Below are 20,574 nucleotides of genomic sequence, written 5' to 3'. Positions count from 1 at the left end.
AAGCGGAAGGGTCAGGGCGTGCTCGACGCCGCTTCCGCCAGGTACGCGTCCGTCTTCGCCGGGTCGTAGAAGAAGTGCTCGAAGTCCGACGGGTCGTCGAAGCCGTTCGCGAAGCGGTCGGCGACCGGCGGGAGCCGCTCCCCCGCGCCGATCAGCCCGAGGACATGCTCCGGCGCGGGGCCCAGCATCGCGTTGGTCCACTTGGTGGCGTGCCGCGCCACGTCCCAGAAGCGGTCGAACGCCGCGCGCATCCACGCCTCGTCGAACGGCCGGTCGCCGTGTCCGACGATCGAGTCCAGGTACGAGGCGGCGCACTTCGCGGCCGTGTTGGAGCCCTGGCCGGTGATCGGGTCGTTGGCGACGACGACGTCCGCGACGCCGAGGACGAGCCCGCCGCCCGGCAGCCGGCCGACCGGGTCGCGTACGGTCGGCGCGTACCGCCCCGTAAGGGTGCCCCCGGAGTCCGTCAGCTCGGCCTTCGCGGCGCGCGCGTGCTCCCAGGGGGTGAAGCGCTCCATCAGCTCCAGCGTGAGGGCGAGGTGCTGGGCGGGGCGCCGGACCCCCCGGAAGACGTCGAGCGGCCCTCCCGGGATTCCCTCCCAGAAGAGGATGTCCGCGCGGCCCGAGGTGGTGAGGGCCGGCATGACGAAGAATTCGCCGACGCCCGGCACCAGGTTGCAGCGCACCGCCTCGACCCCGGGGTGCTCGGGGCGCGGCGCGACCCCGTGGACGTAACTGACCGCCAGCGCGCGCTGCGGGGCGTCGTACGGGGAGCGGGCGCGGTCGCGGGCGAACATCGAGACCAGTTCGCCCTTGCCCGCCGAGACCAGGGACAGGTCGTACATCCGGGAGAAGTAGTCCAGGTCGGAGACGGCCGCGCCATGGATGACCAGCTGGCCGCCGCGGTGCGCGAAGGTCTCCAGCCAGCCGGCCATCTTGACGCGCTGGTCGACGGACTGGGCGTACCCGTTCAGCCGGCCGAGCCAGTCGATGGCGCGTGCGGAGTCGGGGGCGGCGACGGAGACGCCGAGGCCCTCGATCCTCGGCGCCTGCGCCTCCCAGAAGTTGAGCTGGAGATCCCGTTCGTGCTGGAGCGCCGTGCCGAACATGCACTGTGTGGACATGACCCGGCCGGCCCGGATCTCGTCCGGCGTGCGGTTGGACATCAGCGTGACCTCGTACCCCCGCGACTGGAGTCCGAGGGCGAGCTGGAGCCCGGACTGACCGGCTCCGACGATGAGGATCTTCCGCATGGGCGGCGCTGTCTCCGTTTGCGTGCGTGGTGCGGCGCCTCCGCTACTCGGGAGAGAACTCCAGTGCGTGACGTACCAGCGCGAGCAGCGAATCGACCGCCGTGTTCCGGTCCCGCGCGTCCATGATCAGTACAGGGATGGACCGCGGAATCGTCAAGGCGTCGCGCACGTCGTCCGGATCGAAAGGGGCGGCCCCGTCGAACCGGTTGACGGCCACGACGTACGGCAGCCCGGAGCTCTCGAAGTAGTCGAGCGCCGGGAAGCAGTCGTCGAGCCGGCGGGTGTCCGCCAGGATGATCGCGCCGATCGCGCCGCGCACCAGGTCGTCCCACATGAACCAGAAGCGCTGCTGGCCGGGCGTACCGAAGAGGTACAGGACGAGGTCGTCGTCGAGGGTGATGCGCCCGTAGTCCATCGCCACGGTGGTGGTGGCCTTGTCGGGCGTCGCGCTGAGGTCGTCGATGTCGGCGCTGGCCTCCGTCATCAGCGCCTCGGTCTGGAGCGGGACGATCTCGGAGACCGAGCTGACGAAGGTCGTCTTGCCGACGCCGAAGCCGCCCGCGATCACGATCTTGGTGGAGACCGGCGCGCGGGTACGGTCCAGCTGCCACGCCTGAAGCTCCTCCTCCGGCTCGGGCTCGGGCGCGGACGCCGGCCCGGGCTCGGATTCCCGTGCCGGGTCGGGTCCGGGCTCCCGTACGGGATCGGGCCCGGATTCCCGTACGGGTGCCGCTACGGCCTCCCGTACGGAGGCACGCCCGGAGGCGGCGGTGACGTCGTCCGAAACCTCGGAGACGTCAGAGACGGCGGAGTCCACTCAGCACCCTTTCCAGCAACGCGTGGTCCGGATGACCGGTGTCATCGTGACCGGTTCCGTACACACGGATCTTTCCCTGATCGGCCAGGTCGCCGATGAGCACCCGGACCACGCCCAGCGGCATTTTGAGCAGCGCCGAGATCTCGGCGACGGTCCGCATCCGCCGGCACAGCTCGATGATGGCGAGCATCTCCGGCATGACACGGGTCGGGGCGTCGCCGTCCGTCAGTTCCTTGTGGACCTCGCCCGGTTCGAGGGCGGCGACGAAGGTCTCCACCAGCAGGACGTGCCCGGAGCGGGTCCGTCCGCCGGTCAGCGAGTACGGGCGCACCCGGAGCGCCTTGCGGTCCGCCCCGCGCACCGGGAGGCGGTGCGCGGGGTCGGCGGCCCGGGTCATCCGGCGTTCTCGCTCTCCACGGAGGCTCGTAGTTCGTTGCGCAGCTCCGGGGTCAGCTTGTGGCCGACCCGGCCGACGAAGAGCGCCATGTGGTAGGCGACGACGCTCATGTCGCAGTCCGCGGTGGCGTGCACACCGAGCAGCGAGCCGTCGCTGATCGCCATGACGAAGAGGCTGCCCTCCTCCATCGCGATCATCGTCTGCTTGACCCCGCCGCCGTCCATCAGCTTCGCGGCGCCGATGGTGAGGCTGCCGACGCCCGAGACGATGGTGGCGAGGTCGGCGCTGGAGCCGCGCGGGCCGGCCTGGGCGGCGGCGGTGGCGGCCGCCTCGGCGGTTCTGCCGGGGTCGGAGGAGAGCAGCAGCAGTCCGTCGGAGGAGACGACGGCGACCGCGTGGACGCCGGGCACCTCCTCGACGAGGTTGCTCAGGAGCCAGTGCAGGTTACGCGCTTCGTTGCTCAGCCCGAAGGTGCCGGAGCCGGTGCCGGCTCCTCTTCCGGTACTGGCTCCTCTTCCGGTGCCGGCACCGCTGCCGGTGCTGAAGCCCATGCCTGTACCTGTGCCTGTGCCGGTCGCAGTCAACTGCTTGCCTCCTTGACTGTGTCCCCCGTCGTCTCTCCGGTGTCCACCTCGGGGCTTCGCTCCGAGGGTGGGGTCTGCTCCATCAGTTCCGCCTCGGCATCGCGGCGGCCCTCGATGGTCCCCTGGTGAAAACCGCCGAGCCGGCGCCGCAGGGCTTCCGCGTCGACGCTGCCGGAGCGTCGGGTGGGTGCGGCGGCGTGCTTGACGACACGGGGGGTGCGCTTGGGCAGCCCCTTGTCGGTGAGCGGTCCCGCGCCGGCCGCGGGGGCGGACTCGGGCGCGGCCTCAGGGGTGGCCTCGGGGGTGGTGTCCGGGTTGGCGGGCGGGGTGCCGGCTGGGTCGCCGGCCTGGTGCGCGGGGTGCTGGGGCTGCTGGGGCTGCCTGGGCTGCCTGGGCAGCCGCATCTGGAAGGTGTCCTGGTCGGTGCCCTTGGTCCGCGGCTCGGCGTCGGGGACGCGCTCGTGGCGGTCGGGCCCGATGTCGTACGGAGCGGCGGGGGCGGGAGCGGTGTGCTCAGGGGTAGTGGCGGGCCCGGATCCGGACCGACGGGCCTCCTCCGCGCGGCGGATCGCCGCCTCGGCCGCGACCACCAGCGGATCGCGCTCGCCGTTGCCGTCCCGGACCCGGCTCGTACGGATCGGCAGCGCGGGCGGGGCCGCCTCGGCCGTCCCGGCCACCTCCGTCGGCCCGGTGGCCGGCGCGGCCGCGGGGGCCGGGGCGCCGACCGGCGGTACGGGGGCCGGCGGCAGGGCCGGGAGCAGCGACTCCGGCAGGACGACGATCGCCGCGACCCCGCCCTCCTGGTGCTCGCGCAGCTCGACCTGGACGCCGTGGCGCGCCGCGAGCAGCGCGGCGACGCGCAGCCCGAGGCCCTCGCTCCCGGTGGTGTCCGCGCCGCCGCTCCCGCCGCCCCGGGGCGCGCGCGGCGGCGCGCCGGGGTTCTCCGGGGCGGCGAGCCGCTCGTTCAGCTCGGCGAGCCGGTCCACGGACAGCCCGATGCCCTGGTCCTGTACCGAGAGCATCACCTCGCCGCTCTCCAGCATCCAGCCGGAGAGCCGCACCTCGGTCTCGGGCGGCGAGAACGACGCGGCGTTCTCCAGCAGTTCCGCGACGAGATGGCTCAGGTCGTCCGCGGCGAAGCCGGCCACCTGGGTGTCGGCGGGCACTTCCTGGATGGTGACGCGCTCGTACCGCTCGATCTCGCTGACGGCCGCGCGCAGCACGTCCACGAGCGGAACGGGCCCGGTGGGGCCGTGGCCGTGTTCGTGGCCGGCGAGGACGAGCAGGTTCTCGCTGTGGCGGCGCATGACCGTCGCCATGTGGTCGAGCTTGAAGAGGGTGGCGAGCCGCTCGGGGTCCTGCTCGCGGTCCTCCAGGCCCTCGATGACGCCGAGCTGACGCTCGACCAGGCCGAGGGTGCGCAGCGAGAGGTTGACGAAGGTGTGGTGGACGGTGTGGCGCAGCCGCTGGAGCTGGACGGTCAGTTCGGCCGTACGGTCCTGGAGTTCGGCGCGCTGCTCGGCGACCTTCTCGCGGGCGCCGAGCAGATCGCTGCGGTCGCTGTCGAGCCGGTCGGCACGGCCCGCGAGGTCGAGGAGCTTGCCGTGCAGGGCGTTGACGGACCGTACGACCTGCGCGAACTCGTCGTTGCGGCCGGTGAAGCGGATCGCTTCCTCGGTGGCGGGCGCGGCGGAGAGCCGGGCGGCGCCGATCCGTACGACGGCGAGCGGCCGGGTGAGCGTACGGGCGACGGCGGTCGAGACGCCGACCGCGACGAGCAGGCAGCCGCCGAGGAGGGCGAGCTGAAGTTCGAGGCCGGTGACATCGTCGTCACGGAGCTGCGCGAGGCGTTCGACCTGGCCGGCGCCGAGGCCCGACTCGACGCCCCGCATCTGGTCGATCCGGGCGGAGAGCGAGGAGCCGACCTTGTCCTGGTCGGCCTTGCGGTCGGCCTCGGAGAGCTCGGGCCGGTCGGTGAGGCGGGTCAGATAGCTCTCGGCCGTCTTGACGTCGGGGCCCGTGACGGTGGAGGTGAGGGATTCGCGGGCGCCGGTGTCGGCGCTCTGGTCGAAGTCGGCCAGCGCGGCGAGTTCGCGGACGCGTGACTTCTGGGCGTCGGCGCTCAGTTCGTCGCGCAGTTGGGCGTTCTTCTTGTCGGTCGCGTCGCTCGTGGACTCGACGGGGAGCCCGGTGATCGGGTCGTACTGGGGGGTGGTGGCCGTGTCGGCGGGCACGGCGAGCGCGGCCAGCAGCAGCCCGCGGGTGGCGGAGGCCTGCTCGACGGCGCGGCCGAGCGCGGCGGGGGCGCGGGTGCCGTCGGCGGCCTCCGGCGGGGTGTTCTCGGCCAGCTCGTCGGCGAGGGCCTGGAGCTTGTCGATGACCTCGGAGTACGCGCGGTACGCCTCCATCGCCGAGCCCTTGCCGGTGAGGGCGGCGCGGCGGATGGAGGGGACGGTGGAGAGGTCGCGCAGCAGTCCGGAAGAGGCCGAGCCGGCGGCGCGGATCTCGTCGATCTGGCGGTCGACCCGGGCGCTGCGCGTCTCGGAGATCGTGTACTTGGCCTTCTCCTCGTCCGTGCCGCCCGGCTGCTCGTCGCGGCCCGCGGCGATATAGACGATGACCTCGTCGCGTTCGTCGGCGAGGGAGTGGCCGAGGGTGACGGCCTGCTGGTTCAGCTCGGCGAGGGTGACCAGGTTCTGGGCGTCGTTGAGCTCGGCGGAGGCGGCCAGTACGGCGGGGGTGCCGGCCGCGATGACCGTGACGCCCACGAAGGCGACCCCGGCGACCAGCCGGTTACGTACCCTCACACGGCGTCCTTCCGGAGGCTTCACGGCCTCTGCTGGGGTGGCCGCCGGGGGCGTGGCGGCCGGGGTGGCCGCACCGGTCGTCCCGGTCGTACTGGTACCCGTAGGGGTCGCGGCACTGGTGGCCGTGCCGGTGGCCGTGACACTCTTGCCCCGAGGCCGCTTCTTCTGCACCGGTGCTCGCATTCTTGACTCGTCCGCCCATGAAGCAGAGGTGACGGCCGGTCCGGTCAGAAACGCGGTAACCCCACCCCCACCACTGGTTTGGCTTTCGGCTGTCGACCATTCCAGCGCTTCGGGGAAGGAGGCGCGCATCGGCCGCTCCGCCACCTGGACGAGTGAACATCACGACGAGTTGGCGAACAACTCTTCCCCGTCGGGGAGCTGCTGGAACATGGCGTGCCGGGTGGACCTTCCGGGCGGGCTTTGGCAAGATGCCCGCCCGCAGCTCAGCGGAGCCGCCCCGGCCGTCGGCCCGCTCGGCGCGATCCGCTCCTCGGCGGCTCCCGCACACGCTCATTCTGACCGAATCACAGCGGTTGACCTGGCGTGACAGGAAGATCGACATGACATGTAGGCCCTGTGAAGGAATCATGCGGGTGGTGCGACGGGTCAGGCAGACTGGAGGGCATGCGCGTCGAACAGGCCACCTCGCCCGGCAACACCGCCCGCCCCAACGAGGACTGGGCAGGCGTGGCACTGCCCGCGGGGGGCCAGGGCGGGGTCCTGGTGGTGCTGGACGGGGTGACGCCACCCGCAGGTGACGATGGTTGTGTGCATGGGGTGCCGTGGTTCACGGCCAGGCTGGGCGGGGCCCTTCTGGAACTGTCCGGTTCACGACGGGATATGACGCTGGCACAGGTTCTCGCCGCGTCGATCGGCCGCACGGCGGACGCCCACCGGGACACCTGTGACCTTTCTCTCACGCGCACTCCGCAGGCCACGGTCGTCCTCGCGCGCTGGGGCCGGGACACGGTCGAGCACCTTGTCCTCTCGGACTCGACGCTGCTGCTGGAGTCCCCGGACGGGGCGGTACGGGCGGTGCTGGACGACCGTCTCGACCGGCTCCCGCGCGAGGTGCTGCGCTCGGTCGCGGCGACGGACGCGCTGCGCAACGCGGAGGGCGGCTTCTTCACGGCGGCGGCGGACCCGTCGGTCGCGGAACGGGCGGTGACGGGCCGTACGGCGGCGGCGGAGGTACGGTCCCTGCTCGCGCTGACGGACGGCGCGACCCGGTGGGTGGAGGTGTTCCGGGAGGGCGGCTGGGCGGACTGTCTGGCACTGGTCCGCAAGAGCGGCCCGCAGGAGCTGATCGACCGGGTGCGGGCGGCGGAGTCGGCGGATCCGGACGGCACGGCGTTCCGCAGGGGGAAGACGAGCGACGACGCGACGGTGACGTACGTGGAGCTGTGAGGCGACCGGCTTCCCGGGGTTCCGCATTCCGGGTCCCGCATTCCGGGTTTTCGCCCTCCGGGTTTTCGCCTTCCGGGTTTTCGCTTCCGGGTTTTCGCCTTCCGTGAGCCGAGCGGGACCCGGGACCCGCTTCCCGCTTCCCGGGTCCCGCTCGGCTCACGGAGTCCTCAGCTCTCGGCGGTGGCGTTGAGCTGGTGCAGCAGCCGGGCCAGTTCGGCGATCTCCGCGCGGTCCCAGCCGGCCAGCTTCCGTACGTACCGCTCCCGGCGCGCGCCCCGGACCCGCAGGAAGCGTGACCTGCCCTCGTCGGTGATCCGGATGAGCCAGGCGCGCCCGTCGGCCGGGTCGGGCTCCCGGCTCACCAGGCCGAGTTCCTCCAGGGCGCGCAACTGACGGCTCATCGTGGCCTTGCCGACGCCGAAGTATCCGGCGAGATCGGTGGCCCGCTGGGCGCCGCCGTCCTCCAGCCGTACGAGAAGTCCGTAAGCGGCCGGTTCCAGTTCCGGATGGACTTCTCGCGCCATTTCCCCGGAGTTGGCACGGGCCCGGCGGAGAAAGACCGCCAGTTCCCTTTCCAGGGCGAGGAATTCCTGGTCCACACCACTCCTTGTCGCGGGGTCCGGTTCGGGTTCCGTTCCGCTCCCGTGCACGTCAACAGCCATCGCGCGCTTTCCACCCCCGAAAGTTTCTGCCACCGGCGGCCATTGCCGCAGCATGTTCAGTATTTCAGGGGTTTATACCAACGGCACTGGCGTGGCACTCTTCCGCCGTCCGGGTCTACGTGCGTAGCTTCAATACTGGCATGTTCACTCCACTGACATGCCGACAGGTCATGATCTCCCCCCACCGAGGTCTTCGGAGGCACATCCATGCCCGTCCCCAGATCCCGCATCTCCGGCCGCGCCAGAATCACCGCGGCCGCCGCCCTCACCGCCACTCTCGCGCTCGTCCTCACTCTCCCCGGTGCGGCGAGCGCGGCCCCCGTCCCCACGGACCCGCCGGGGCCCATCCCCCCGCGCGGCTCGGCCCACATGGGTATGGGCGTCATCGCGCACGACGGCCAGGGACCCCTGCCCCACGGCAACCGGGCCGCCCAGACGGAAGGCGTCGACGTCTCCAGCCACCAGGGGAACGTCGACTGGCCGGCCCTGTGGAACAGCGGGGTGAAGTGGGCCTATGTGAAGGCCACCGAGGGGAACTACTACAAGAACCCCTACTTCACCCAGCAGTACAACGGCTCGTACAACGTCGGCATGATCCGCGGCGCGTACCACTTCGGCACCCCCAACGACTCCAGTGGCGCCAACCAGGCGAACTACTTCGTCGACGGCGGTGGCGGCTGGTCACGCGACGGCAAGACCCTGCCGGGCGTGCTGGACATCGAGTGGAACCCGTACGGCGCGTCCTGCTACGGCAAGACGCCGGCGCAGATGGTCGACTGGATCCGCGACTTCGTGACCACGTACAAGGCGCGCACCGGCCGGGACGCCGTGATCTACACGGCGACGAGCTGGTGGAAGACGTGCACGGGCAACTACGCGGGCTTCGGCTCCACCAACCCGCTGTGGCTCGCCCGCTACGACACGACCATCGGCGAGCTGCCCGCGGGCTGGGGGTTCCAGACGATCTGGCAGTACACGTCGACGGGGCCGATCGTGGGTGACCACAACCGGTTCAACGGCGCCCTGGACCGCGTACAGGCGCTGGCCAACGGCTGACCGCGCCCCACACCTCGCACCCCGCGGCGCGGGGCATCGCGGGCGAGTGACGGTGCGGGACCCGGTCGGAGCGGAGGGCCTGCCGGGACCGTACGGTCGCACCGCCGCCCGGTGACACGACGAGGCCGCCCGGCCCCCTCATGGTCGAGGGGGCCGGGCGGCCTCCGTGCGTCGGCGTACCGCGCGGCCCGGCTCAGGCGGCGGCGGGGACCCGTACCTCCGCCGGGGCGAGCGCGAGCTCCAGGACCTGGCGGACGTCCGTCACCGGGTGGACCTCCAGCTTGTCGAGGATCTCGGCGGGTACGTCGTCCAGGTCGGCCTCGTTGCGCTTGGGGATCACGACGGTCGTGATGCCCGCGCGGTGCGCGGCCAGCAGCTTCTGCTTGAGGCCGCCGATGGGCAGCACGCGGCCGGTCAGCGAGACCTCGCCGGTCATGGCGACATCCGTACGGACCTGCCGGCCGCTCAGCAGCGAGGCCAGCGCGGTCGTCATCGTGATGCCCGCGCTCGGGCCGTCCTTCGGCACCGCGCCCGCCGGGAAGTGGATGTGCACGCCCCGGTCCTTCAGATCGGCCACCGGCAGCTCCAGTTCGGCGCCGCGCGAGCGCAGGAAGGAGAGCGCGATCCGGGCCGACTCCTTCATCACGTCACCGAGCTGTCCGGTCAGGGTCAGCCCGGCGCCGCCCGTCTCGGCGTCGGCGAGCGACGCCTCCACGAAGAGGACGTCACCGCCCGCGCCGGTGACCGCGAGACCGGTCGCCACGCCCGGGACCGCCGTGCGGCGCTCCGCCGGGTCCTGCGCGGACTCCGGTACGTGGTGCGGCCGTCCGATCAGGCCGCGCAGGTCGTCGGCGCCGAGGGTGAACGGCAGCTCCCGGTCGCCCAGCTCGTGCTCGGCCGCGACCTTGCGGAGCAGCCGGGCGATCGAGCGCTCCAGGTTCCGCACGCCCGCCTCGCGGGTGTACTCGCCCGCCAGCTTGCGCAGCGCGCCGTCCTCCAGGGTGACCTCGCCGGGCTCCAGGCCCGCGCGCTCCAGCTGCCGGGGCAGCAGGTGGTCCCGGGCGATGACGATCTTCTCGTCCTCCGTGTAGCCGTCGAGGCGTACGAGTTCCATACGGTCGAGCAGCGCCTCGGGGATGGCCTCCAGGACGTTGGCCGTGGCGAGGAAGACCACGTCGGAGAGGTCCAGCTCGACCTCCAGGTAGTGGTCGCGGAAGGTGTGGTTCTGCGCCGGGTCGAGGACTTCGAGCAGCGCCGCCGCGGGGTCGCCGCGGAAGTCGGAGCCGACCTTGTCGATCTCGTCGAGCAGGACGACCGGGTTCATCGAACCGGCCTCCTTGATCGCCCGGACGAGGCGCCCCGGCAGGGCGCCGACGTACGTACGCCGGTGGCCGCGGATCTCCGCCTCGTCGCGTACGCCGCCGAGCGCGACCCGGACGAACTTGCGCCCCATGGCGTGCGCGACGCTCTCGCCCAGCGAGGTCTTGCCGACACCGGGCGGCCCGACGAGGGCGAGGACGGCGCCGCCGCGCCTGCCGCCGACGACCCCGAGACCGCGGTCCGCGCGGCGCTTGCGCACGGCCAGGTACTCGGTGATGCGTTCCTTCACGTCCTCCAGGCCGGCGTGTTCGGCGTCCAGGACGGACCGGGCGCCCCTGATGTCGTACCGGTCCTCGGTCCGTTCGTTCCACGGCAGTTCCAGCACGGTGTCGAGCCAGGTGCGGATCCAGGAGCCCTCGGGGCTCTGGTCGGAGGAGCGCTCCAGCTTGTCGACCTCCTTGAGCGCGGCCTCCCGGACCTTCTCGGGGAGGTCGGCGGCCTCGACGCGCGTGCGGTAGTCGTCGGACTCGTCCGCCCCGTCCGCGGCCCCTCCGTTGAGTTCGCGCAGCTCCTTGCGTACGGCGTCGAGCTGGCGGCGCAGCAGGAACTCGCGCTGCTGCTTGTCGACGCCTTCCTGGACGTCCTTGGCGATCGACTCGGCGACGTCCTGCTCGGCGAGGTGTTCCCGGAGCTGGTCGGTGGCGAGCCGCAGCCGGGCGACCGGGTCGGTGGTCTCCAGCAGGGCGACCTTCTGCGCGGTGGAGAGGAAGGGCGAGTAGCCGGAGTTGTCGGCGAGCGCCGAGACGTCGTCTATCTGCTGGACGCGGTCGACGACCTGCCAGGCGCCCCGCTTCTTGAGCCAGTCTGTGGCCAGCGCCTTGTACTCGGTGACCAGCTCGGCCACGGCGCCGGGCAGCGGTTCGGGCGCGCTCTCGTCCACGCCGAGCCCCTCGACCCAGAGGGCGGCGCCGGGCCCGCTCGTACCGGCCCCGATCCGTACGCGGCCCCGGCCGCGGATGAGCGCGCCGGGATCCCCGTCGGAGAGCCGGCCGACCTGCTCGACGGTCCCGAGCACACCGGTCCCGGCGTAGCTCCCGTCGATCCGCGGCACGAGCAGGACGCGGGGCTTTCCGGCGCCCTTGCCCCCGCCGCCGTCCCCGCCGCCGTCCCGGACGGCCGCTTGCGCGGCCTCCACGGCGGCACGGACCTCGGCGTCGGACAGATCGAGCGGCACGACCATGCCGGGCAGCACGACCTCGTCGTCGAGCGGCAGTACGGGAAGCGTGAGCGGTGTGGAGGTGGAAGCCATGGTCTCCCCTTCGGCGTGAAACACGGCGGTACGGCGATACGGCAGTAGCAGTCGGATACCGTCAAGCAAGTTGAGCTATACGGGCTCAATGCTTATGAGCCGGAGATTGTTCCCCCGCCCCCGCTCCCCCGCGTTCGCTCTGAGCGATCGTGTTCACGCACCCCGTCCGGGTGCGTGAACCGGTCCGGGCGGATCGGGCGATAGAGAGGGCGTGAGACTGTTCCGCCCCATGGGGGGAGACCACGACGACGCCGCGCTGCTGCGCGCGGTCGCGCGCGGCGACGCCGCGGGGGCCGAGGCGCTGGCCGAGCTGTACGACCGGCACTCCGGGTGGCTGCTCGCCCGGCTGTCGCGGCGGTGCGCCGATCCCGAGACCGTACGGGAGGTCCTTCAGGACACGTTCCTGACCGTATGGCGCTCGGCCGGGACGCACCGCGGCGGCGAGGCGGGCGGCTGGCTGTGGGTGATCGCCGCGCGGCGGCTGGTCGACGCGGTGCGGGCGCGGTCCAGGGCGGAGCGCGGTACGTCCTGGCGGCCGGGGTACGAGCCACCGGCCCACGCGCCGTCCGCCGAGGAACGCGTCCTGGCCGGGCTGGAGTACGGCGACGTCGGCGCCGCCCTCGACCGGATCTCCCCCGAGCTGCGCGACGTACTGCGCGCGACGGTCGTCGACGGGCTCACCACCCGCGAGACCGCGCGGCTGCTCGGCATCCCGGAGGGCACGGTCAAGACCCGCGCGATGCGGGCACGCAGGGAGCTGCGCGCCGCGCTGGAACGCATCGCTCCGCTGGGAGGCACCGCATGAGGGACAGGGCGGCCCGGACGGCCCGGGCATGGCATGTGGACGAGGCGCTGGCCGCGCGGTACGCGGCGGGCACGGCCCCGGAGCCGGACGCCTGGTCGCTGGAGAAGCACATCGAAGCGTGCGGCGCGTGCGCCGTCCGGGTGTCCGCGGCGGTACGGGGGACCGCCGCGGGCACCGTACTCGCCGATGTACGGGGAGCGGTGCTGGGCGCGGTGGCGCCCCCCTCGCCGAGGGCCGGCCGGGTCCCGGCGATCGGGGGCGCCGCGCGGGTGCTGTGGGCGGCGGGTCCCGCGCTGCGCGGATCCTGGCTGGTCGCGCTGGTGCTGGTCGCGGCGGGGGCGGTCGGGCTGGCGTACGCCACCGGCTTCGCGGGCGCGCGCCCGCTGCTGCTGGCGCTGGCCCCCGTGCTGCCGCCCGCCGGGGTGGCCGTGTCGTACGGGCGGTACGCGGACCCGATGCACGAGATCGGCGCGACCACCCCGGGCGGCGGACTGCGGCTGCTGCTGACCAGGACCGCCGCGGTCCTCGCGGTGAGCCTGCCGCTGCTCACCCTGGCGGGGGCGCTGCTCCCGGACGGCGTGCCGGGCACACCCGCCGCGGCGGCCTGGCTGCTGCCGGGGCTGGCGCTGACGCTGGCCGCGCTGACGCTCGGCTCGTACATCGGGCACCGACCGGCGGCCTGTGCGGTCGGCGCGGGGTGGGCGCTGGCCCTCGCCGTACCGCTGCTGAGGGCGGCGCGTGCGGGGGTGCCGCTGCCGTTGCCGACCGAACCGGCGGCGATGGCCGAGCTCTCAGCCCAGTTGGCCCGGTTCCTGTCCGGGGCGGCGGCGCAGGGCCTCTGGGGCACGGGGGCGGCGGTGTGCGCGGCCGTGCTGGTGGCGCGGCGGCACTCCTTCGACCGGCCGGCCCCGGGCGGCTGGTGAATCGTCCGGTGGACTCGCACAACGCTTGCACGTCGAAAGAAAGCCGCAAGAAAGCCGCAAGAAAGTCAAAAGAAAAGGGGGCAGCATGACCGCATCGGTAGCAGTACACGGGTTGACGGTCAGGCACCGCAAGAAGGTCGCGCTGGACGCCGTGGATCTGGGCTTCGGCAAGGGTGTGCACGGGCTGCTCGGCCCGAACGGCGCGGGCAAGACCTCCCTGATCCGGGTGCTGGCGACGGTCGCCGCGCCGGCCGGCGGGCGGGTGGAGCTGCTGGGCCGCGATGTCTCGGAGCACCGGGGCCGCGCGGAGGTGCGGCGGCGGCTCGGCTATCTGCCGCAGCAGTTCGGCTATTACCCGGGTTTCACGGTGCGCGAGTTCGTCGCGTACGTGGCGTGGCTCAAGGAGATGGACGAGGCCGGCGTACCGGCGGCGGTGGAGCGCGCGGTGGAGCGGGTGGGGCTCGCGGACCGGATCGACGCGAAGGTGAAGACGCTGTCGGGGGGCATGGTGCGGCGGGTCGGCATCGCGCAGGCGATCGTCAACGAGCCGGAACTGCTGCTGCTCGACGAGCCGACGGCCGGTCTCGACCCGGAGCAGCGGGTCGAATTCCGCGCGCTGCTCCGGGAGGTCGGCACCACGGCCGCGGTGATCGTCTCGACGCATCTCGTGGAGGACGTCGCGGCGGCCTGCTCGGAGGTGACGCTGCTGGAGGCGGGCCGGGTGGCGTTCCGCGGCACGACGGCGGATCTGACGGCGCTGGGCGAGAACAGCGGGGAGGAGCGGGGAGGGGCTTCCGGGGTTGGGGCCAGTGGCAGGGCCGGGGGCCGGGCCCCGGCCCTGCCACTGGCGGGGCCGGGGCCGGCGACCATCCGATCGAACGCGGCTACACGGCGGCGCTGCGGTCCCACCGCACCGGCACCGCGCGGGGCGGAGCGGGGACCACGGCGGGCACCGCGGCCACGGGGGCCACCGCTGCCACCGCCGGATCCGAGGGCGCCGAGTGAGCGCCTCCGATGTCCCTGACATCCGCGACATCCCCGGCTCCCACGACGTCCCCGGCGTCCCGGGTTCCCCCGACGTCCCGGGTTCCCCCGACGTCCCGGGTTCCCCCGGCGTCCCGGGTTCCCGTGGCTCCGGGGCGGCGCCCGGAACGCTGGGCAGCATGACGCCCGACATCGGAAGGCCGGGTAGCGAGGCACCGAGGACCGGGGCGTCGAGGATCCCGGCACCCGGCACCGGAACGCCGGAGATCCGGACGCCCGACATCAGAACGCCGGAGATCCGGACGCCCGACATCAGAACGCCGGAGATCCGGACGCTCGACATTAGAACGCCGGAGATCGAGGCACCGGAGATCGGAACACCGGGTATGCGGGCACCCGGCAGCGGAACGCCGGAGATCCGTATACCTGAGATCGGAACGCCGGAGATCGAGGCGCCGGAGATCCGGACGGCGGAGATCCGGACGGCGGGGATCCGGGCGCCCGGCAGCGGAACGCCGCGCACCCGCCCCGCCCGTCCCCTGACCGCCTCCACCGCCACGGCCGCCGCCGGTTCCGCCAGGCCCGGCGATCCCGGCGCCCTTGTACCGCCCACCGTCCCGCCCTCGCGCCGCCGGACCCGTGGCGTCCTGGGGACCGAGTTGCGGCGCGGCGTCGGGCCCTGGGCCGCGGGCGCCGCGGTGGTCGTCTGCTGGGTGACGATGTACGGCAAGTCTCCCCAGTGGATGGGCCGCTGGGCGGAGACCACCGATCTGCTGCGCGTCGCGGCGCTGCTGCTCTGCGGGCCGCTCGCCGTCGCCGTCGGCTGCTGGCAGGGCGGGCGGGAGCGGCGGCGGGCCACCGGGGACCTGCTCGCCTCGCTCCCCCGCGCCCCGCTGCGCCGGACGCTGCTCGCCGTGGCGCCCGCCGCACTGTGGCCGCCCGCCGGGTATCTCCTCGCCGCGGCGGGGTGTGCCCTGGCGACCTGGCCGTACGCCGCCGGGGGGCCGTTCCTGTCGCTGGTCGCGGCGGACGCGGTGGCCCTGGCGGCGCTGGGGGTGCTCGGTTTCGTGGCCGGGCGGCTGATCCCCTGGCGGCCGGCGGCACCGCTGCTCGCCGCCGTCACCTATGTCGGGCTCGGCGTGCCCACGTACGCGGACTCCCCGGCCCGCTGGCTCGACCCCGCCCTCGACCACCTGTACGTCTGGGACCGGCCGGTGTGGTGGTTCGGCCCCGCCTCGATGGTGTGGACCGCCGGACTCGCCGGGGCCGCGCTGCTCGCGTACGCCGCCCGGCGCCGGATCTCCGCGCTGCCGCCGCTCGCGGCCGCCTGCGCCGCCGCCGTCCTGCTGACGGGGGCCGGGAACGGGCTGTGGCGCCCCGATCCGGCGGCGGCCCGGCTCGTCTGCGACGACGGCGCGCCCCGGGTGTGCGTCACCGCCGTCGACCGGAAGCTGCTCCCGTCGGTGTCGGCCGCGCTCGCCGGCCTCAACGCCCAACTGCGCGGCGTCCCGGGCGCCCCGGTCCGCTGGGTCGACGGACCCCGCGCGCCCGGCCCCGGCCGGGAGCAGCTCGCCGTCGCGCCCGGTGTGGTCGTACGCGAGGTGGGCAAGCCCGTTCTGCTCGGGCCCCGGGAGGCGCAACTCCCGGATCCGTTCGGGCTCTCCGAGCACGGCGAGATCTCCGATCCGGCGCTCTACGCCAACTGGGCCGTCGGGTATCTCTTCTCCCAGGACTGCTCGGGCACCGACTTCGACACTCCGGCCGCCCGGCGGGCCACCGCCGTCAACGACGCCGTCAACCAGTGGCTGGCGCCGCGCCCGGACTCCGCCGGCGTTCCGTTGTACGAGGGCGAGGTCCATCTGCGGCGGCTGCGCGCCATGGACCGGGAGGAGAGCCGGGCCTATCTCGCGCGGTATCTGGCCGCCGATCTCTGCCGGGCCGAAGAAGTGCCGGTGCCATGAGCCGACCTGCCCGTCCCGTCTCGTTCCTCGCACACTGCTTTCACCGCTCCCCCGTCCGGGGCCGGCCGGGCCGGGCCCTCGCGCTGTACGCGCGGTCGCGCGCTCTGCCGGCCACCCTCGGCACCCTCGTCTGCGTGGCGCTCGCCGCCGCGTGGGCCGCGCGGTGGCTCCAGGCGCAGCCGGGATTCGACCATACCGCCCGGGTCCCGGTGGTGGTGCTGGCCCCTGTGCTTGCCGCCGCGGCCCTCGGGGTGGGCATGTACACGCACAGCGACGAGCTGGACCGTACGGCCGTACGCCCCTGGTGGCCCCGGCGGCTGGGCGGGCTCCTCGGCCTCACGGCGCTCGCCGCGGCGCTGCTCGCCCTCGGTGTCCCCGGCCACCCGGAGGCGTTCGGGGGCCCTGCGGCCGTACGGAACCTGCTCGGGGCCACCGGGGTCACGGCAGGCGCCGCCGCACTGCTGGGGGCGCGGCTGAGCTGGCTGCCGATGACGGCGTACACGAGCGCGGTCTACCTCACCGCGCCGCGCGCGCCGGGCGGCGCCGCCGCGCTGTGGGCCTGGCAGCTCCAGCCGGGTCCGCAGGCCGGGGCATGGGCGGCGGCGGTCGTGGCGTACGGCTGCGGCGCCGGGGCGTACGCCTGGCGCGGCGCCCGTCGGGAGGACGGCTGACGCCACGTGCGCCGTTCCCGCCGCGGTAAACCGGATTGTCTCGGTCCGGCCCGTGCGGCCAGGATGTCGGTACCGTCCGCCGGCAGAGGGAGAGCCCCACCATGTCCGTACCCGACCCGGGTTCCGGTCCCGTCACGCTCGACCGGCGCGAGGGCCCCTACGGCGAGGTCGTTCTGCGGCGACGGGGCGAGGAGCTGGAGATCATCGCCAACGGGTGTTTCCTGATGGACACGTCGGACGGCCGTTCGGAGCGGCTGCTCGTCGATGCCGCATACAGCGCTTTTGCCGCTCACGCCGCCCATGCCCCGCTCGCGGCGCTCGCCCCGGAAGGCTCCGGAAGCGGAAACGAGCAGCGGCCCTCCGTGCTCATCGGCGGTCTCGGCGTCGGGTTCTCCCTCGCGCACGCCGCCGCCGATCCGCGCTGGGGAGCCATCGCCGTCGTCGAGCGCGAGCAGGCCGTCATCGACTGGCACCGGGACGGCCCCCTTACGCGCATTTCGGGCGGAGCGCTCGCCGATCCGCGCGTTGTGATCCATCACACCGATCTTGTGAAGTACGTACAAGTGACCACGGAGCGTTACGACGCGCTTTGCCTGGACATCGACAACGGACCCGAGTGGACCGTCACGGAGGACAACGAGAACCTCTATTCGCCGGCCGGACTCGCCGCGTGCCACAGGAGGTTGAAGCCGGGGGGCGTCCTCGCCGTATGGTCGGCGAACCCCTCTCCGAGATTCGGTGAAGCGTTGCGGAATGCCGGATTCACCGGGGTAAGGGAGGAAGAGATCCAAGTTGCCCGAGGCGTACCCGACGTGGTCCATCTCGCTGTTCGCACTGCGTAGCCGGAACCCTCCCGCTGCCTCTACGCTGCTCCCCACACACGGATGTGCATACTTCATGCACAGATCGCGGATCAAGGATCGCGGAACGCGTACCAGGGGCGGGGCGATGGAGCAGACACACACCAGCCACAACGGAGTCGCGGCGACGCCCGGCGCCCAGCGGCGGGTCCTCGTCGTCGAGGACGACGCGACGATCGTCGACGCCATCGCCGCCCGGCTGCGGGCCGAGGGCTTCCTCGTGCAGACGGCGGTGGACGGGCCCGCGGCGGTGGACGCGGCCGAGGCGTGGCAGCCGGACCTGATGGTCCTCGACATCATGCTGCCCGGCTTCGACGGCCTGGAGGTCTGCCGCCGCGTACAGGCGCAGCGCCCGGTGCCGGTACTGATGCTGACGGCGCGGGACGACGAGACCGACATGCTCGTCGGGCTCGGCGTCGGCGCGGACGACTACATGACCAAGCCGTTCTCCATGCGGGAACTGGCGGCGCGGGTGCATGTGCTGCTGCGCCGGGTGGAGCGGGCGGCGCTCGCCGCGGTGACGCCGCGCAGCGGCATACTGCGCCTGGGCGAGCTGGAGATCGACCACGCGCAGCGCCGGGTACGGGTGCGTGGTGATGACGTGCACCTGACGCCCACCGAGTTCGACCTGCTGGTCTGCCTGGCGAACACCCCGCGCGCGGTGCTCTCCCGGGAGCAGTTGCTCGCCGAGGTGTGGGACTGGGCGGACGCCTCGGGCACCCGTACGGTCGACAGCCACATCAAGGCGCTGCGCCGGAAGATCGGCGCCGAGCGGATCCGAACCGTCCACGGCGTCGGCTACGCCCTGGAGACCCCGGCGCCATGACCCTGCCGGGGGACGCGGTGGACCGGACCGGCGACAGTGGGAGTGACGGCGGCGACGGCCAAGGTGATGCCGGACGCGACGTCCGTCGTGGTGCCGGGCGCGGCGGCCGTCGTCATGGCGGGCGCGACGGCCTCCGGCGCTCTCCGGCCGGCGCGCGCCCGGGTCCGCGCCCGCGCTCCGGTCCGCGCCCGGGTCCGAGCCGGCCGCGGCTGACGGCGCTGCGGAGGTTCGGGGCGACCGACGGGTCCTGGCCGCTGTTCTCGATCAAGTCCAAGCTGGTCACCCTGGTCGTCGTCTCCGTCCTGATCACCACCGGTCTGCTGATCGTGGCCTCGCGCACGGAGACCGAGCTGCGCTTCATCACCGTCTTCTCGATGATCGCGACGCTGCTGATCACCCAGTTCGTGGCGCACGGGCTGACCGCGCCGCTGGACGAGATGAACACCGTCGCCAAGGGCATCTCGCACGGCGACTACACGCGCCGGGTCCGGGCCGACCGCCGGGACGAGCTGGGCGATCTCGCCTCCACGATCAACCGGATGGCCGATGACCTGGAGGCCGAGGACCGGCACCGCAAGGAGCTGATCGCCAACGTCTCGCACGAGTTGCGCACGCCCATCGCGGCCCTGCGCGCCGTACTGGAGAACGTGGTGGACGGGGTGTCCGCCGCCGATCCGGAGACGATGCTGACGGCGCTGCGGCAGACCGAGCGGCTGGGGCGGCTGACGGAGACGCTGCTCGACCTCTCCCGGCTCGACAACGGGGTCGTACCGCTGCGCGCGCGGCGCTTCGAGGTGTGGCCGTACCTCTCGGGCGTGCTCAAGGAGTCCAATCTGGCGTCCTCGCAGCGCGGCTCCGTCGCCGGGTCCGCCTCCGGGAACCACACCCGCAGCGATGTCCATCTGCATCTCGACGTCTCGCCGCCGGAGCTGACCGCGCACGCGGACGCGGAACGGCTGCACCAGGTCGTGGCCAACCTCATCGACAACGCGGTCAAGCACAGCCCGCCGCACGGCCGGGTCACGGTGCGCGCGCGGCGTGGCGAGACGCCCGAGTCGCTGGACCTGGAGGTCCAGGACGAGGGGCCCGGCATCCCCGAGCCGGAGCGCCACAAGGTCTTCGAACGCTTCAACCGGGGCACGGTCCCCTCCCCGCACGGCCCCGGCAGCGACGGCGGCACGGGGCTCGGCCTGGCGATCGCCCGCTGGGCGGTCGATCTGCACGGCGGGCGGATAGGAGTGGCCGAATCAGCACGTGGCTGCCTGATCCGAGTCACTCTCCCGGGCGTACCCCGGGCGCACGTTTGACGTAGAGTTCGAAGAGAAAGCGCATGATCTCCGGGTACGGAGTCGGGGACGCGCGGGCTTCAGGGCCGTGGACCGGCGGTGGCTGGGGTGTGGCCGATAAGTGATGTGTTCGGTCACATGCCCCTGGCATTGCGGAACCTGGCTAGTTTCCCGCCATTTCATACGCCGAAACCCGTCGTCGGATGTGACGTGCACGACGATGGCACGCCTGGCCTGCACGTTACGGCCAGGTAGGCGTAGCCTTGATTCCCGCTGTCCATCACCTTGTGAAGCGGAAGAGGGCGGTTCACGCCGTGTCGTCTCAGTCCCCCAGTAACGCGAGCATCTCGACCGACGAAGCGGGCCAGGGCACCAACCCTGCCGCCGCCTTCGGAGCCAATGAGTGGCTTGTCGACGAGATCTACCAGCAGTACCTCCAGGATCCGAATTCGGTCGACCGTGCCTGGTGGGACTTCTTCGCCGACTACAAGCCGGGCACGCCCGGCACGGCGGGCAGGTCCGAGGAGGCCGCGGGGACCGCGGCCCCGGGCTCCGCGGCCACCGCGCCGGCGCCCGCGCAGGCCGCACCGGCCGCGAAGGCAGCGCCCGCCGCCCCGGTCGCGCCCGCCGCCCCGGCGAAGCC

17 protein-coding genes and 1 pseudogene are annotated in these 20,574 nt (G+C 73.1%); 11 read left to right on the top strand and 7 right to left on the bottom strand.

Annotation, left to right across the window (positions count from 1 at the left end; genetic code table 11):
- Positions 1-11 precede the first annotated feature (11 nt).
- From ACFTZC_RS23440 to ACFTZC_RS23420, 5 genes are read right to left on the bottom strand one after another with little or no spacing between them, the layout of a single operon-like run.
- Positions 12-1,253 (bottom strand): styrene monooxygenase/indole monooxygenase family protein, encoded by a 1,242-nt coding sequence (locus tag ACFTZC_RS23440; protein ID WP_382892709.1) that lies wholly within the window; start codon positions 1,251-1,253, stop codon positions 12-14.
- 43 nt (positions 1,254-1,296) lie between these two features.
- Positions 1,297-2,070 (bottom strand): ATP/GTP-binding protein, encoded by a 774-nt coding sequence (locus ACFTZC_RS23435; protein ID WP_382892707.1) that lies wholly within the window; start codon positions 2,068-2,070, stop codon positions 1,297-1,299.
- Positions 2,051-2,467, bottom strand: coding sequence for a DUF742 domain-containing protein (locus tag ACFTZC_RS23430; RefSeq protein ID WP_382892705.1), 417 nt, complete (start codon positions 2,465-2,467; stop codon positions 2,051-2,053). The genes ACFTZC_RS23435 and ACFTZC_RS23430 overlap by 20 nt, the downstream gene beginning before the upstream one ends.
- Positions 2,464-3,018, bottom strand: coding sequence for a roadblock/LC7 domain-containing protein (locus ACFTZC_RS23425; RefSeq protein WP_382892703.1), 555 nt, complete (start codon positions 3,016-3,018; stop codon positions 2,464-2,466). The genes ACFTZC_RS23430 and ACFTZC_RS23425 overlap by 4 nt, the downstream gene beginning before the upstream one ends.
- Positions 3,019-3,047: 29 nt before the next feature.
- A complete protein-coding gene (locus ACFTZC_RS23420; protein ID WP_382892930.1) occupies positions 3,048-6,029 on the bottom strand; it encodes a nitrate- and nitrite sensing domain-containing protein in 2,982 nt (993 codons plus the stop codon).
- Between the two features lie 456 nt (positions 6,030-6,485).
- Between ACFTZC_RS23420 and ACFTZC_RS23415 the strand changes: the two genes are divergently transcribed.
- Entirely contained in the window at positions 6,486-7,268 is a 783-nt protein-coding gene (locus tag ACFTZC_RS23415) for a hypothetical protein (RefSeq protein ID WP_382892702.1), read from the top strand.
- Between the two features lie 167 nt (positions 7,269-7,435).
- On the opposite strand, the gene ACFTZC_RS23410 is transcribed toward ACFTZC_RS23415, so the two are convergent.
- The gene (locus ACFTZC_RS23410) at positions 7,436-7,930 is read right to left on the bottom strand and encodes a MarR family winged helix-turn-helix transcriptional regulator (RefSeq protein ID WP_382892700.1); all 495 of its coding nucleotides are present in this window, start codon (positions 7,928-7,930) and stop codon (positions 7,436-7,438) included.
- 207 nt (positions 7,931-8,137) lie between these two features.
- Here ACFTZC_RS23410 and ACFTZC_RS23405 point away from each other — a divergent pair, with 207 nt between their 5' ends.
- On the top strand, positions 8,138-8,986 hold the full coding sequence (locus tag ACFTZC_RS23405; protein WP_382892698.1) for a lysozyme: 849 nt from the start codon (positions 8,138-8,140) through the stop codon (positions 8,984-8,986).
- A 193-nt stretch (positions 8,987-9,179) separates the two neighbouring features.
- On the opposite strand, the gene lon is transcribed toward ACFTZC_RS23405, so the two are convergent.
- A complete protein-coding gene (gene lon / locus ACFTZC_RS23400) occupies positions 9,180-11,615 on the bottom strand; it encodes an endopeptidase La (RefSeq protein WP_382892696.1) in 2,436 nt (811 codons plus the stop codon).
- 229 nt (positions 11,616-11,844) lie between these two features.
- Between lon and ACFTZC_RS23395 the strand changes: the two genes are divergently transcribed.
- The 9 genes and pseudogenes from ACFTZC_RS23395 to ACFTZC_RS23355 form a co-directional block, all read left to right on the top strand.
- The gene (locus ACFTZC_RS23395; RefSeq protein WP_382892694.1) at positions 11,845-12,420 is read left to right on the top strand and encodes an RNA polymerase sigma factor; all 576 of its coding nucleotides are present in this window, start codon (positions 11,845-11,847) and stop codon (positions 12,418-12,420) included.
- Entirely contained in the window at positions 12,417-13,343 is a 927-nt protein-coding gene (locus ACFTZC_RS23390; RefSeq protein ID WP_382892692.1) for a zf-HC2 domain-containing protein, read from the top strand. Before ACFTZC_RS23395 ends, ACFTZC_RS23390 begins: the two co-directional genes overlap by 4 nt.
- 85 nt (positions 13,344-13,428) lie before the next feature.
- Positions 13,429-14,348, top strand: a pseudogene (locus ACFTZC_RS23385) (ABC transporter ATP-binding protein).
- A gap of 158 nt (positions 14,349-14,506) precedes the next feature.
- The gene (locus tag ACFTZC_RS23380; RefSeq protein WP_382892690.1) at positions 14,507-16,288 is read left to right on the top strand and encodes a hypothetical protein; all 1,782 of its coding nucleotides are present in this window, start codon (positions 14,507-14,509) and stop codon (positions 16,286-16,288) included.
- Complete coding sequence (locus ACFTZC_RS23375; RefSeq protein ID WP_382892688.1) at positions 16,285-16,959, top strand: hypothetical protein; 675 nt, start codon at positions 16,285-16,287, stop codon at positions 16,957-16,959. The genes ACFTZC_RS23380 and ACFTZC_RS23375 overlap by 4 nt, the downstream gene beginning before the upstream one ends.
- A gap of 101 nt (positions 16,960-17,060) precedes the next feature.
- The gene (locus ACFTZC_RS23370) at positions 17,061-17,801 is read left to right on the top strand and encodes a spermidine synthase (protein ID WP_382892686.1); all 741 of its coding nucleotides are present in this window, start codon (positions 17,061-17,063) and stop codon (positions 17,799-17,801) included.
- A 106-nt stretch (positions 17,802-17,907) separates the two neighbouring features.
- Positions 17,908-18,645, top strand: a complete 738-nt coding sequence (locus tag ACFTZC_RS23365) for a response regulator transcription factor (RefSeq protein ID WP_329829404.1) — start codon at positions 17,908-17,910, stop codon at positions 18,643-18,645.
- Positions 18,642-19,952, top strand: a complete 1,311-nt coding sequence (locus ACFTZC_RS23360) for an ATP-binding protein (protein ID WP_382892684.1) — start codon at positions 18,642-18,644, stop codon at positions 19,950-19,952. The genes ACFTZC_RS23365 and ACFTZC_RS23360 overlap by 4 nt, the downstream gene beginning before the upstream one ends.
- Before the next feature lie 293 nt (positions 19,953-20,245).
- The coding region (locus tag ACFTZC_RS23355) for a hypothetical protein (protein WP_382892682.1) at positions 20,246-20,574 on the top strand (329 nt) is incomplete at its 3' end.

The organism is Streptomyces sp. NPDC056987 (assembly GCF_042673865.1).
Classification (GTDB): domain Bacteria; phylum Actinomycetota; class Actinomycetes; order Streptomycetales; family Streptomycetaceae; genus Streptomyces.
The sequence above is the reverse complement of the archived record's forward strand: the minus strand, read 5'-3'. Positions and strand labels throughout refer to the sequence as shown.